Raw genomic sequence first — 13,979 nt, 5'->3', positions numbered from 1 at the left:
TGCACCTTATTTCGTGTCGAAGCTCGTAACGCCATCCCAGTCCGGCCCCGGGGAATGCGCCTGGTAATGCGCAACCCGCTCGATGTACAGCCGGTAGAGCATGTCGTCCGGATGCCGGGCATGCAAGGCTCGAAGCCCGGCATCCGCCTCCTCCCATCGCTGCCCTCGCACGAGTGCCAGCGCGGCATGCCACTGCTCCAGTTCGTTCCTGGCCGCATCATCCAGCTCTTCCTGCAGACATACCGGCTCGAAAATCGGAACCGGTTCGCTCTTGCCCTTGACCCGCACCCGATCCAGTTCCCGATACGCAAATTCCGGCGCGGCCGCACGCGTGGCCGCGCCGACCGCCACGCCGGCGCCATACACCTTGGTAATGCCTTCCAGTCGCGACGACAGGTTCACCGCATCGCCCATGACGGTATAGGCACGGCGGATCTTCGATCCCATGTCGCCCACGCGCATGTCGCCGGTATTGAGGCCGATGCCGATCTTCAGCGGCGGCCAGCCGCGCGCCATGAAATCCGCATTCAGCCGCTGCGCGGTACGCTGCATCTGCAATGCGGTGGCCACCGCGCGCGATGCATGATCCGGCAGATGCACCGGCGCGCCCCAGAATGCCATCACCGCGTCGCCGATGTACTTGTCCAGCGTGCCGCGGTTGCCGCGGATGTCTTCCGACATGGCGGTGAGGTAGAGATTGATGTATTCGCGCAGGGAGTTGGGATCCAGTCCTTCGGAGATCGTGGTGAAGCCGCGCACGTCGCAGAACAGCACCGTCAGTTCCCGGCTCTCGCCTTCCATGCTGTAGCTTTGCGGATTGGCCGCCATTTCCGCCACCAGTTCGGGCGCGACGTATTCGCCGAACAGGTTCACCATGGCCCTGCCCTTGCGGTATTCGAACAGATAGCCCCAGGCGAGGTTGAAGACGAACAGCGCGCCGATCAGCAGCATGGCCGCCGCCAGCGGCACGACCCAGTTGAAGACATGGTACATCGCATAATTCCAGCCGATCACCAGGGCGGCGCCGGCAAGCGAGATCAGGATCGCCCATGCCGGCGTGAGCACCGGCAGCAGCAGTCCGAGCATCAGGCCGATGGCCGCGATCTGAATCAGTTCGATGGCGACGCTGAAATCCGGCTGCTGCTTGAAGTCGCCATCGAGTATCGAGGCGATGATATTGGCATGCAGTTCCACACCCGGATAATCGATGTTGACCGGCGTCGCGCGCAGGTCCTTGAGGCCCGCCGAGGTGGTGCCGACCAGGGTGATGGCATCGGCCAGGTGTTCCATCGGCACGGTCCCGTTGAGAACGTCGACGGCGGACACGTAGCGGAAGTGCCCTCCCTGCGGGCCGCCCGGTCCGCGGAAGTTGACCAGCGCGGTCAGGTTGCGCTCCAGCGGCACCACGGTGGACTGCGGCTTGCTGTTCATGCGGATGGCCTTGAGCGCGCCGTAGCTGCGGCTGAGCTCTGCCGAGAACAGGGTTTCGTCGCTGGAGAAAAACACCGGCCGCACCACGCCGGCGCCGAGGCCGACACGGGCGGTGGCCAGGGCCAGCGACTCGTAGTAATTGTCGCCCACCCGGGCAAGCAGCGGCAGGCGGCGGATCGCGCCGTCGGAATCCGGCGTCGGGTTCATGAAGCCGCCGGCCTTGGCGGCGGCCTGCAGGCTTTCCAGATTGCCGCTGTAGGCGCGATACACGGGAGACTCGATCTCCCTTCCCTTCAAATGGCTGACCGTGAATGCGGGCGGCGGCAGCAGCCCCTTGCTGGCGGCGGACGGCTCGTTGGACAGGTAATAGCCGAGGATGGTCGGCCGGTCGCGCAGCGAGTCCGCCATGCGCGCGTCATAGTCGAAGCGCGGCTTGAGCGCGCGGATGCGTTCGCGAAAGCCGTCGACGTCGCGCAGTTCCTTTTTCGCCAGCGCTTCCAGCGTGGCATAGCCGGAACTGGTGTCGGCCTCGGAAAAGATCACGTCGAAGGCAATGGCGCGCGCATGGTATTTCTCTTCGAGGCGATCGATCAGCCTGGCGACCGTATCGCGGCTCCATGGCCAGCGCCCGACTTCGGCAAGGCTGCGCTCGTCGATGTCGACGATGACGATACGGGGATCGAGTTCGGGCTTCTCCAGGCGCATGCGCATGTCGTAGGCGAATACGTCGATGCGGTCGACCAGCGCGGTCGGCAGGTAATGCAGGGCGGTGGCGGCGGCCGCCAGCGTGAGGATCAGCCCGGCCAGCCAGCGCAGGCCGTATTTGTGCAGGAGGCGCCGCATGATGTTCTCACCTGACCCCATGCGGTCTCAAGGCGTATAGCCCGGTATCGTGCTCTCGTCGACGTGATCGATCTGCGCCGGGTCCATGAAGCGCCTGGCGTATTCGAGATAAACCTTCTTGCGGACGAAGACGTCGAACAGGTCCGGATCGATGTGATTGCGCAGGCGGAATCCGCCGAGGATGCGCAGCGACTCCGACAGGCTCTTGCCCTTCTTGTACGGACGGTCCTTGGCGGTCAGCGCCTCGAAGATGTCGGCGATCGCCATCATGCGCGCCTGCACCGACATCTGGTCGCCGCGCAGGCCGCGCGGATACCCATGGCCGTCCATGCGCTCATGGTGGCCGCCCGCGTATTCCGGCACGTTCTGCAGATGCTTCGGCCAGGGCAGCGACTCCAGCATGCGGATGGTCACCGAGATATGGTTGTTGATGATGTCGCGCTCCTGCGGATTGAGCGTGCCGGCGCGTATGTTCAGATTGCCGATTTCCTCGTCGTTGAGCAGATCGCATTCCTCGCCATCGGGGCCGGTCCAGCGGTATTGCCGCGCGATGTCGATCACCCGCTTCTGGTCATCGGCCGACATGCTTTCGCTGCCGACATTGGCGTGGCGCAGAAACTTGCGGTCATCGTCGATGCGGGCAAGTTCGGCGGACAGGCGGCGGTTGATTTCGTCATGGTGGCGGGTGTCGCCGCCATGCCCGAGCTTTTCCTTCAGCGCCCGGATCTCCGCGTCGCGCTTGAGCACTTCGAGCCGGGTATCGATCAGGTGGATGCGGTCGAAGATGGTTTCCAGCTTGGTCGCCTTCTCGACAACATGCACCGGCGTGGTGATCTTGCCGCAGTCGTGCAGCAGGCCGGCGATCCAGAGCTGCCGCCGGTCGCGGTCGGTCATCTCGAAGCCGGCGAAAGGTCCGGTGCCGGTGTCGTGCACCGCCTGTGCCAGCATCATGGTCAGCTCCGGCACATTCTCGCAGTGCCGGCCGGTATGCGGCGACTTTTCGTCGATGCCGATGTTGATGAGCTTGATGAAGGATTCGAACAGGTCTTCCAGGCGCGCGATCAGTTGCGAGTTGGTGATCGCGATCGCCGCCTGCGAAGCGAGCGCCTCGATGAAGCGCTGGTCGGTATCGCTGAACGGTTTCGAATTGCCGGTCCTGATGTCCTTGGCGTTGACCAGCTGCAGCACGCCGATCAGCTCGTCCTCATGATCGCGCATCGGCACCGTCAGGAAGGACTGCGAATGATAGTTGTACTGCTCGTCGAACTGGCGCATGCCGGAGAAGTTGAAGCCCTCGGCCTGGTAGACGTCCGCGATGTTGACCGAGGTGCCGGTATTGGCGGCATAGGCGGCCACCGAGCCAAGATTCCTGCTGCCGTCGGAAAGATAGAGCGGCAGGTCGGGAATATCGATCTTGTGACCGCTGACGCCACCCTGGTACATGCCGAGCGAATCGTTGATCGAGATATGGAAACTCAGGCTGCGGCCGTCCGGGCTGATGCGGTAGAGGGTGCCGCCGTCCGAATGCGTCATGCTCTTGGCGGCTTTCAGGATACGGTCCTGAAGCAGCGCGATATCGCGGTTGGTGCTCAGCTCCAGGCTGAGTTCGGTCAGCTTTTCAAGCCTCTTGGCTATTTCCCTGTAGCTCTGATCGGTCATGGTCTGCCTGCCGCCGCTGCGTTTTGTCGAGTTGTCCGCCGCACTCCGGTTCCCCTGCGGCAGCTGCATCCGTTTCAATGAACGGTCAAAATTCGAATATGTCCCCGCACTTGAGCGCCCTGAAACCGCGTCCGCGCCCACCGCTTTCCAGCTGCTGCATGATCAGGTCTTCCTGGCCGGGCTTGAGGTGATAGATGAGAAATTCAACCGCGTCCGGTACGGCATGGATGTCTTCGATCAGCGAGCTCGGACAGAAGTGCATGGAGCGCGCCGCCAGTTCCATTTCGGCATCGGAGAATGAGCAGTCGACGATGATCTTGGACAGCCGCTTTTCATTGCGCATCGCCTCCCACAGTTCCGGAGTGGAGGCCATGTCGCCGGTGAACAGGAAGCCCGAGCGATCGTTCTGCACCAGGTAGGCAGCCGAACCGACGGTATGGTTGACCGCATGCGAAGTCAGGCTGCATCCATCGAAGGTCACGGTGGCTCCATGCTCGACCACGCTCCACTGCATGGAAGGACTCGCCTTGTCGGGAATCATCGCGAAGTCGGGCCACAGCACCCAGTTGAACAGATGGCGCTGCAGCGCGCTGACGATTCTTTCGGTGGCGTGCACGGTGATCGGCGTGGCTCTCCGGCCCTGCACCGCATCGACCAAGAGCGCGAGGCCGGCGACATGATCGAGATGGCTGTGCGTGATGAACACATGGTCGATCCTGGCCAGCTCGTCGACAGCGAGGCTGGTCAGGCCGGTGCCGGCATCCAGCAGAATGGTGTCATCGACGAGCAGGCTGGTGGTCAATCGTTCGCGACCACCGATGCCACCCGCACATCCAAGTACTTGAAGCTTCATCGCGCAATGCCCGGCATGCCCGGGCGGAATGGTTTTATGCGGCACATCCGCGGTCCTGGCCGGTGCCACAGCGCCTGGCGATATGCCGCCAGATTCCGATTCACCGCCCCCCTTTGCTTTTTTGAACGATTGTAGACTGAAACCGCTTGATTGCGGCTTTTTCGTCACCACATGGCGGCGTCGTAAAAATCAGACCGGCGCGGTGATACATTTACGCAACGGCATCTTTTATGATGACGTTTCGCACCATCGTCCTGCATCGGACCGCGAATGTTGCAAGGCTTGCAAGGGGAACGCGGAGTGGGCGGCAGAGGAAAGCGGCAAGGATTGCCATTTGTGAAATACGAACGGAAAAACAGGGCCACATGAGCGCGGTTCTCGGAACACCCAAAACCGGCGGGGCGGACGATGTCAATGTCCGGCTCAACTTCTTCAAGAAGCTGCAAGCCGTCACCAACAAGATTCACGCGACCAGCAATCTCGACGAGATCATGCTCGACCTGTCGCAGGATATCTGCGACCTGTTCGACAGCGACCGGCTGACGCTGTACGTGCTGAGCGAGGACAAGACCTGCATCGTGTCGAGGTTGAAAACCGGCCTCAATTCCTTCAAGGATTTCCAGCTGCCCATCTCCTCGCAGAGCATCGCCGGTTATGCGGCCATGTCGCGGCGGGTGCTCAACCTGCGCGACGTCTACGACGACGGCGAGCTCAAGGCGCTTTCGCCGGAGCTGCAGTTCCAGCGCGGCGTCGACCAGCAGACCGGATACCGCACCCGGCAGATGCTGGTGGCGCCGCTGGTCGACCAGCAGAACAATAGCCTGCTCGGCGCCGTCCAGCTGATCAACAACCGCAGCGGCGGCGCCTTTTCCCAGGTGGCCGAGGAAGGCATCAGGGAATTGTGCAAGACGCTGGCCATCGCCTATACCCAGCGCCTCAAGCCCGCCCCGGTGATCCAGTCGAAGTATGGGGCGCTGGTGGCCGAAGCGGTGCTTGCCGCGGGCGAGCTCGAACTGGCGACGCGCTCCGCCCGCCGCAAGAGCGAAGATATCGAGGAAGTGCTGATCCGGGACTTCCAGGTCAAGCCGTCCGTCATCGGCCAGGCCCTGTCGAAGTTCTTCGGCGTGCCCTACGACGGTTTCCGCGGCGACAGGGTGAAGCCGGTCGACCTGCTCAGGCATCTCAAGCGCGAATTCGTCGAGCAGAACCAGTGGATACCCATTGAAGACGGACCGGAAGGCATGGTCATCCTCGCAACAGACCCGGAACATGTGCGCAATGCGCGCATCGTCAACAACGTCTTTCCCAAGGCGCGCCTGATCTACCGCGTGACCACCCAGCGCGAGTTCAGGCAGACCGTCGACCTGTTTTTCGGCAGCGAAGGCGACGCCGCCTCGGTGGGCGACCTGCTGTCCGGCCTGGAAGGCGGCGATGACGACGATGCCCCCGAACTGTCGGAAGCCGATCTGTCGGCGGCGGCCGAGAACGAGCTTGTCAAGCTGGTCAACAAGGTGATCATCGATGCCTACCGCCAGGGTGCGTCCGACATCCATATCGAACCGCGGCCCGGCAAGGAAAAGACCGTCATCCGCTTCCGCAAGGACGGCACCCTGGAGCCCTACATCGAGATCCCCGGCAGCTACCGCAATGCGCTCGCGGCGCGCATCAAGATCATGTGCGACCTCGACATCTCGGAGCGCCGCAAGCCGCAGGACGGCAAGATCAAGTTCAAGAAATTCAGTCCGCTCGACATCGAGCTGCGCGTCGCCACCATTCCTTCGGCCGGCGGGGTCGAGGACATCGTCATGCGCATTCTTGCGGCCGGCGAGCCCATTCCGCTCGACAAGCTCGGCGTGCTGCCGCACAACCTGGAGCGCCTGCGCGGCGCGATCAGCAAACCCTACGGCCTGTTCTTCGTCTGCGGTCCGACCGGCTCGGGCAAGACCACCACGCTGCATTCGGTGCTGCATCATCTCAATACCCCGGAAACCAAGATCTGGACCGCGGAAGACCCGGTCGAAATCACCCAGAAAGGCTTGCGCCAGGTGCAGGTCAACCGCAAGAGCGGCCTGGATTTCGCCACTGCCATGCGCGCCTTCCTGCGCGCCGATCCGGACGTGATCATGGTCGGCGAGATGCGCGACAAGGAAACCGTGTCCATGGGCATCGAGGCATCGCTCACCGGCCACCTTGTGTTTGCCACGCTGCACACCAACAGCGCGCCGGAATCCATCGTGCGCCTGCTCGACATGGGTATGGACCCGTTCAACTTCGCCGATGCCCTGCTCGGCGTGCTGGCGCAGCGCCTGGCCAAGCGCCTGTGCTCGCACTGCAAGCAGGCCTACGAGCCGAACGCGGAGGAATTGCAGCTGCTGCTTGCCGAGTATTGCGAGGAGCTGCGCAACACCGAAGCATTCAAGGATCCGCAGGCGGGCCAGCAGGCGGTGCTGGCCCAGTGGAAAAAACACTATGCCGACGGCAGCGGCAAGTTCCGCCTCTATCGCGCGGTCGGCTGCGACCAGTGCAGCGGCGGCTACAAGGGCCGGGTCGGCCTGCATGAACTGATGCTCGGCACCGACAAGCTCAAGCGGCTGATCCAGGAACACAGCCGGGTCGCGCTGATGCTGGCGGCCGCGCTCGAAGACGGCATGCTGACGCTCAAGATGGATGGCATCGAAAAGATCCTGTCGGGCATTACCGACATCAAGCAGGTGCGAGCGGTGTGCATCAAATAACGCGCAGGCGAAGCAGGCTTGCCTGCAAGAGCGCTTGAAGATGAAACAATGCCGCGGTCATGCCGCGGCATTGTTGTTTGTGCTGACTGCGGCCGCTTCAGCGCACTTCGCAGTCGACCTCGCTGCCGTTGCCCGAAGCGGTATTGCCGCCGCCTTGCGGCGCGATGCTCGAATTGAACACCGGCGGCGGGGTGAACTGCATGCCCGGATTATTCGGCACGACGACCGGCGGCAGCGTCCTGCTGGCAGAGTAGCCAAACTGCCCGCTCATGAAATCCTGAGAGCCACCCTGGTTGCTCAGGTTGATCATGCCATCCAGCACCTGCACATACAGGCCGGGCGCGCGCCCGGGATTGGCCCCGGGTGAAGGCTGCGGCCCGCCTGCCTGCGCCAGCTGCAACGGCGTGCCGGCGCGCGGCGGCAATATCTCCAGCGGCGCCGCTGCCCGTGGCGCATCGGTCGCTGTCAGCGCATTGGAATAAGGACGATCGGCCGACGCGACGCTGGCGAATGCATATGCCGCGAGTTCCGGCTGCCCGGACGGCGGCGGAATATATTCCGCGATGAAGATGGTGCCGCGAATGCCGATGGTGGCCGTCGGCGTATTCATGCCGAAGCGTTCCTTGCTGCGCTTGCCGAGCGACCCCGTGACCGCGCGCAAGCCGCCCTTGACGAGATTGAAGGCGGCGCTGTCCTTTTCGGGCTTGTCTTCCTCGAAATTGAAACTGTCGATTTTCAGCTGCGTGCCGGGACGCAGCGTGATCTCGCTGTTGTCGGTGAATTTGATGCGGGCATAGGTGTCTTTCTCGGCAATCAGCGTATCGCCCTCTTCCACCGCCGACTTCAGCGACAGTACCTTGACCGTACCGTCCGGCTTCTTGGCAATCAGCGGTCCGCTCAGGTTGGCTACCGTGCCCGCGACTTGCGCGGCGAACGACAGTTCCGTCCCGGACAGCGTGCCAAGGAAGACCAGCCCTCTGGCGGCCGCGGCCAGCCTGGCTGCCTTAGTTGCAGTAGAGCTTCTTTGCAGGTTCATTTTTCAGTACTCCATTGTCCGCCGCCGCGGAGGCGGTTTTCCTGCTGCTCTTGGTTTCGCCCTTGTCGCCGCTTCCGCTGCTGCCGCCGGAAACCGAGCTTTTCTGGGCTTGCGACTGGCTGGTGACAGTCGAAGTTTCGCTGGCCGATGCAATCATGGACAGGATCGTGGTCGAATTTGAAGCGACGGTATCGTTCAAGGCGCGGCGCGCTTGCGGCGTCACGCTCGGCAGCACCGTCGAGCATCCTTCGGCGGAAGCATCCGCGGTGCACTTGCTGGCGACCGGAAGCACCACGGAGCATCCACTCAGCGACGGTGTCGCCGTGCACTGCGCTACCGTCGGCAGCACTGCGCCACAGCCGGCGGTGGCAGGGGCGCTGGTGCATGCGGCAAGCGTCGGCAGCACGGCGGAGCAGCCGGCAACCGCCGGCGTGCTGGTGCACTGGCTCAAGGTCGGCAGGACCACATTGCAGCCCGCCGCGGCAGGAGCAGCCGTGCAGGCTGCAAGCGTCGGCAACACTGCGGAACAGCCGGCGGTGCTCGGGGCGCCGGTGCACTGGCTCAGGGTCGGCAATATCACGCTGCAGCCTGCGGTGGCGGGAGCGCTGGTGCATGCGGCAAGCGTCGGCAAGACGGCGGAGCAGCCGGCAGCCGCCGGCGTGCTGGTGCACTGGCTCAAGGTCGGCAGGACCACGCTGCAGCCCGCCGCGGTCGGGGCACTTGTGCAAGCGGCAAGGGTCGGCAGCACGGCACTGCAGCCGCTGGTGTCAGGGGAGCTTGTGCAGGCGGCAAGGGTCGGCAGAACGACCGAGCATCCCGCATCCGTCGGCGCGGCAGTGCACTGGCTCAGGGTAGGCAGGACCACGCTGCAGCCCGCCGCGGTCGGCGTGGCCGTACAGGCCCCAAGCGTCGGCAACACTGCGGAGCAGCCGGCGGCTGATGGCGTGCTGGTGCACTGGCTCAAGGTCGGCAGCACCGCGCTGCAGCCGGCCGTGGCCGGTGCGGTCGTACAGGCGGCAAGCGTCGGCAGCACGGCGGAACATCCTGCGGTGGAAGGCGCGCTCGTGCACTGGCCCACGCTCGGCAGCACGGCGCCGCAGCCGGCGGTGTCCGGCGCGGTGGTGCACTGGCTGAGTGTCGGCAGCACGGCAGCGCATCCCGACTGCGAAGGATTCGCGACGCACTCGCCCAGGCTCGGAGGCGGCGGAGGCGTTGGCGCCGGCGGCGGCGGCGTCGTCGTCGATGGCGGGCTGGTGGTCGTCGCAACGGTGGCGAGTGTTCCGGCATTGCCGCCGTTGATGATCAGCGTAGTACCCAGCACGGCCGGGCTGCCGCCCGAGCCGGGTATGCCGCTCGTGAAGAAGCCATTGCTGTTCGACGTGGTCGTGGTTGCCTGGATGTCGTTGAAGCTGACCTTGCCGGTCATGTTGTTGAATGTGAGATTGACCGGCGCCGACGAGAGGGAGGCGACATAGGCCTTGTTGCTGCCCGTGCTGGAAAACTTCACATCGCCGTTGACATTTAGATTGATGCCCGATGCGGCTTTCACGAAGGCATTCCCGGCGGCGCCGGAGATGGCAAGATTGCCGGCGGAAGTCAGCTTGGCGCCGCCGCCGCTTGCGACCTCGGCGCTGCCTATCGATATGTCTCCAGCGGTATTGGTGATTTCCAGGCCGCCGGTTCCCGCGGAAATGGCGCCGAAGATGTTCAGGCTCGACACGCCCGTCTTGATCTTCACATAGCCGGAGGAACTCGAGGAAATCATTCCTCCCAGATTCTTGATGGTATTCGCTCCCTGCAGATCGACGGATCCCGAGCTTGCGGTTGCGTGCAGTCCGCCGCCGATCGAGGTGGCGGCGTCCTGGCCTATGGAACCGGCGAAAATATTGGTGTATGCGCCGCCGTTGCCGGGGCTGGTGAAATCACCCTTGAAGGTGACAGCGCCGTTGTTGGCGCGGAAGACGATCGATCCCGCACTGAAGCCGGTCGGATTGACCTTGTCGAGAATGGATTTCGTGATGCCCAAGGCACTGGAAGTCGCCGTCGTGCCCGCAATTTCCATGTCGCGGCCCGAAGTCATGGTGGAAAAGCTGACCTCCGAGGATGTCCCGGAACCGCCGATCAGCGAACCACCAATGCTGAGGTTATCCGATACCAGGTGAAGCGCCGTGCCCTTTACCGTGCCGCCGGCCTGCTGGGTAATCGTCCCGTTGCTGTTGCTGGCGGTCAGCGTGACGCTGCCGCCGGTGATGCCGGATGCGGCGCCCAGGCTCAGATTCGGCGCCGAAAGACTCACATTGCCTGTGCCGGCATTCACGCTTCCGGCAACGGTCGCGGTGCCTGCCGTGGACTCGATGGCAATCGGCTGGTCCTTGGCCACAATGGAAGCAATTTCCCAGCCGGCGGTCAATCCGTTCTTCAGCGAAAAGGAGCCGGTACCGGACGAGTCGGCATTGAGCACGGTGCTTACCTTTGCCACGCCATTCAGCAGATTGTCCAGCGTCACCGGACCGCGCGTCTGGAGCTGGAGCAGACCGCCGGTGATGGCGCTGCTCTGACCGATGCCGGCCGATGCATGGGTGGAGACGAGTTCCACATTCTTTGCGGCCGGCACGCTGATGCCGGTGACGCCATCAATGGTCTGTACGGAGATGCCGTTGCTCGAACGGTACTTGAAGTCGCCGGCGTTGGCGGAGCCGGCGATGACGCCCGTCGAATTGCTCTCGGTCAGGGTAACGCTGCTGCCGGTGGCCTGCACCTTCGAACCGCCGTCGATGGTACTGCCAGTGGTTTGCGTAATGGCGCCCCCAGACCTCAGGCTCAGGCCGTCGGTGACATATTGAAGCGCCCCGCCAGGCCCGCCCAGCAATGGCTTCTGGATTTCAAGCGCGCCGCTTGACGAATCGCCGATGGCGAGTATGCCGGCCTTGATCCTGTTCAATTCGGCCACGGTCAACTGCATGCCCGAACCGGTCTTTGCGGTATTGGCCGTGGCGACCTGGATCGGGGTACTGTCCGTCACCGGTGCCAGCGCCACTTTTGCGCCGCTCACGGCGGCGTTCACGTTGAGCATGTTGGAATTGAGCGTTACGGTTCCTGTTGCCGAGACAGGAGCGTCGATAGTGCTCAATGCATTGCCGGTAGCCTTGAGCGTGATGTTGCCGCTGCTGGTGAATACGCCTGCCAGCACATCTGTATCATAGGCGGTACCGCCCGGCAGCACGAACGCACCGGAATCCGCGATCGAAATATCGCCGCCGGCTTTGGCCATCAGATCTCCATCGAACTTCCCTACGGAGATGCCGCCCTTGGAATACAGGGCAACGTAGGGGCTCGCGATGAATGCCTGCAGGTTTCCGCCGCCGGCGCCGGTCGTTGTAATGCCGCCCGAGCCTGCCTTGTAGACCGCCGTGGCGGAACTGCTCAGCGCAGAGCCCGATCCGAAGTGGATGCCGCTTGCGGTGCTGGAACTGATCTGCGGGTTGGCATCCACCCCGTCCCAGCCGCCGATGACCGTCACGTGCGCAGCGCCGGCAGTCATGACCGAATTGATGTTCACATTGCCGCCGGCCAGCAGCTTGAATGCACTTCCGCTATTGCCCGAGGCGGCAAAGGGGGCATTGAGAACCAGGTCGCCCTGTGCCGACAGCGTCCTGCTGCCGCTTCCCGCTCCTGCACTCATGCCGTTGACCGTCAGCTTCGCGCCCGACTTCACGGTCGCCGCCGATCCCGCGCCCGCGGTAAGCCCTTCAACCGTGAGGTCGGTAGCCCCGTTCCTGAAATCGATCGACGTGCCGGCCGATCCGGTGAAACTGCCGACCGCGTTTGACCCGGCCATCGCAATGCTGCCTGTCGATGCCCTCGCCGTGAGCTGGTTCGCGGTGATGACGCTTGCCGAATCCTGTGTAATGCCGGCGCCGGCCTGCAGGCTGAGGCTTCCGCCATTGGTATTGATGCTGTTGGTGATCAGCACATTGCTGCCGGCCTGCAGTGCCAAGGCGTGATTTTGGCTTTCGCGAGAAATCGCGCTGCTGATAGTAATGTTATTGGTGGCGGTCAGTATGACATCTCCTGTTGCCGAGTTGATTGCCGACGCCAGCACTTCTCCATTGTCGGTGCCTCCATTAGAAGCCAAGGTGCTCACCACGTTCAGGTCAGTGGGGTCCAGCAGCCAGCTGCCGGCGCTTCCCTTCGGCGCCGAAGTGGAAATACGCGCTCCCGCCACGCTCAGCTTTGCGCCCGAGGTTTCGATAAAGCCACCATTGCCCGATCGCGGGCCGCCTTCCGCCGAAATGCTGCCGTACACGCCGGTGGCGCCATCGGACCAGATGATGACCTTGCCGCCGTCTCCGCTCTCCGTGGCATTGGCGCTGATGACGGCATCCTGGCCGACAAAGCTGCGCTTGGAATTTGCGACCGACGGATTTTTCCCGAGGTAGTCGCCGCCGACAAGCACGCTGCCGCCGCCCTGCCTGCCGTCGGCACTGACCTGCGCATCTCCATTCAGGGCGACACGGTCGCCCTGAACAATCACTTCGCCGCCCTTGCCCGCGCCGCGCGCGCTGGTGCGGCTGCCGGTTTCCAGCAAGGCATCCCGGCTCGCCTTGAACACCACCTTGCCGTTCTCGCCGATCACCGCGCTGTCGGCATTGATGACGCCGCGCTGCTTCACCAGCGCGCCGAACATGCCGGTTCTGCCGGCCTGCGAGATGACCTGCCCGAGATTGAGCGCCTCATGCTCGGGCGCGCTCAGCACCACCTGCATGTTGGGGTCCAGCGAATCCACCAGCTGCACCGTATGGCCCGCGGCAAGCAGCACCTCTCCCTTCGGCGAGGTGATGATGCCGCTGTTCTCCACGTTCGGCGCGATGAGATAGACCTTGCCGCCCGACGGCGTGGTGATGGCTCCCTGGTTCTTCAGATCGGCGGCCTTGTCGCCGGCCTTGAAGTGCATGCGGCCGTTGATGAAGTCTTCGTTGCTGATCGCCAGGGTGGAAGCCACGAGGCCGTTGACATCGATGCGCGCATCCTTGCCGAACAGGATGCCGTTGGGATTGACGAGGAAGACGCGCCCGTTCGATTGCAGCGCGCCGAGAATCTGCGAAGGATCCTGTCCGGTGATGCGGTTGAGGACGCTGCTGTTCGGGTTCTGCTGGAGGAAGCGGGTGACTTCGCCGGGATTGATCGAGAAGCTTTGCCAGTTGATGATCGCGCCGGGCGTATTGGTGACCGACAGCACATTGCCCTGCTGGCTGAACGCCGCCTGACCATGCGCGACTTGCGGGCCGAGCGGATTGCCTGTCGACAGGGACGGCAGGCAGCAGCCCGCGACGAGCATGGGCAGCAGGCGGCGCTTCAGGTTCCGGGGTGCAGTCGCGCAGTCCTTGCCGCTCGTTCTTGCTTGGCGTCTCATGTGTTCCTC

The 13,979-nt window shown here is 63.6% G+C and carries 6 protein-coding genes; 1 reads left to right on the top strand and 5 read right to left on the bottom strand.

Translation table 11 applies throughout. From position 1 onward, the window contains the following. Positions 1-6: 6 nt before the first annotated feature. The 3 genes from FH061_RS16545 to FH061_RS16535 all read right to left on the bottom strand — a co-directional run bounded on the left by FH061_RS16545 (position 7) and on the right by FH061_RS16535 (position 4,786). Positions 7-2,295 (bottom strand): CHASE2 domain-containing protein, encoded by a 2,289-nt coding sequence (locus tag FH061_RS16545; RefSeq protein ID WP_225984705.1) that lies wholly within the window; start codon positions 2,293-2,295, stop codon positions 7-9. 6 nt (positions 2,296-2,301) lie between these two features. After that, a complete protein-coding gene (locus tag FH061_RS16540) occupies positions 2,302-3,933 on the bottom strand; it encodes a GAF and HD-GYP domain-containing protein (protein WP_151636945.1) in 1,632 nt (543 codons plus the stop codon). 85 nt (positions 3,934-4,018) lie between these two features. Beyond that, positions 4,019-4,786, bottom strand: coding sequence for a 3',5'-cyclic-nucleotide phosphodiesterase (locus FH061_RS16535; protein WP_151636944.1), 768 nt, complete (start codon positions 4,784-4,786; stop codon positions 4,019-4,021). A gap of 365 nt (positions 4,787-5,151) precedes the next feature. On the opposite strand from FH061_RS16535, the gene FH061_RS16530 reads away from it, so the two are divergent. Next, positions 5,152-7,521, top strand: a complete 2,370-nt coding sequence (locus FH061_RS16530) for a GspE/PulE family protein (RefSeq protein ID WP_151636943.1) — start codon at positions 5,152-5,154, stop codon at positions 7,519-7,521. 97 nt (positions 7,522-7,618) lie between these two features. Here FH061_RS16530 and FH061_RS31015 read toward each other — a convergent pair whose 3' ends face one another. Together FH061_RS31015 and FH061_RS30515 are read right to left on the bottom strand one after the other, a co-directional pair. Then, on the bottom strand, positions 7,619-8,557 hold the full coding sequence (locus tag FH061_RS31015) for a FecR family protein (protein ID WP_225984704.1): 939 nt from the start codon (positions 8,555-8,557) through the stop codon (positions 7,619-7,621). Then, positions 8,526-13,970, bottom strand: a complete 5,445-nt coding sequence (locus FH061_RS30515) for a two-partner secretion domain-containing protein (RefSeq protein WP_225984703.1) — start codon at positions 13,968-13,970, stop codon at positions 8,526-8,528. Before FH061_RS30515 ends, FH061_RS31015 begins: the two co-directional genes overlap by 32 nt. Positions 13,971-13,979 lie beyond the last annotated feature (9 nt).

Source organism: Noviherbaspirillum aerium (assembly GCF_008929045.1).
Taxonomy (GTDB): Bacteria; Pseudomonadota; Gammaproteobacteria; order Burkholderiales; family Burkholderiaceae_D; genus Noviherbaspirillum; species Noviherbaspirillum aerium.
This window is presented reverse-complemented; position numbering and strand designations above follow the sequence as displayed.

Coding starts and splice junctions, on each gene's coding strand:
- FH061_RS16545 (WP_225984705.1), bottom strand. CDS start 2,295: ATGGGGTCAGGTGAGAACATCATGCGGCGCCTCCTGCACAAATACGGC.
- FH061_RS31015 (WP_225984704.1), bottom strand. CDS start 8,557: ATGAACCTGCAAAGAAGCTCTACTGCAACTAAGGCAGCCAGGCTGGCC.
- FH061_RS30515 (WP_225984703.1), bottom strand. CDS start 13,970: ATGAGACGCCAAGCAAGAACGAGCGGCAAGGACTGCGCGACTGCACCC.
- FH061_RS16540 (WP_151636945.1), bottom strand. CDS start 3,933: ATGACCGATCAGAGCTACAGGGAAATAGCCAAGAGGCTTGAAAAGCTG.
- FH061_RS16530 (WP_151636943.1), top strand. CDS start 5,152: ATGAGCGCGGTTCTCGGAACACCCAAAACCGGCGGGGCGGACGATGTC.
- FH061_RS16535 (WP_151636944.1), bottom strand. CDS start 4,786: ATGAAGCTTCAAGTACTTGGATGTGCGGGTGGCATCGGTGGTCGCGAA.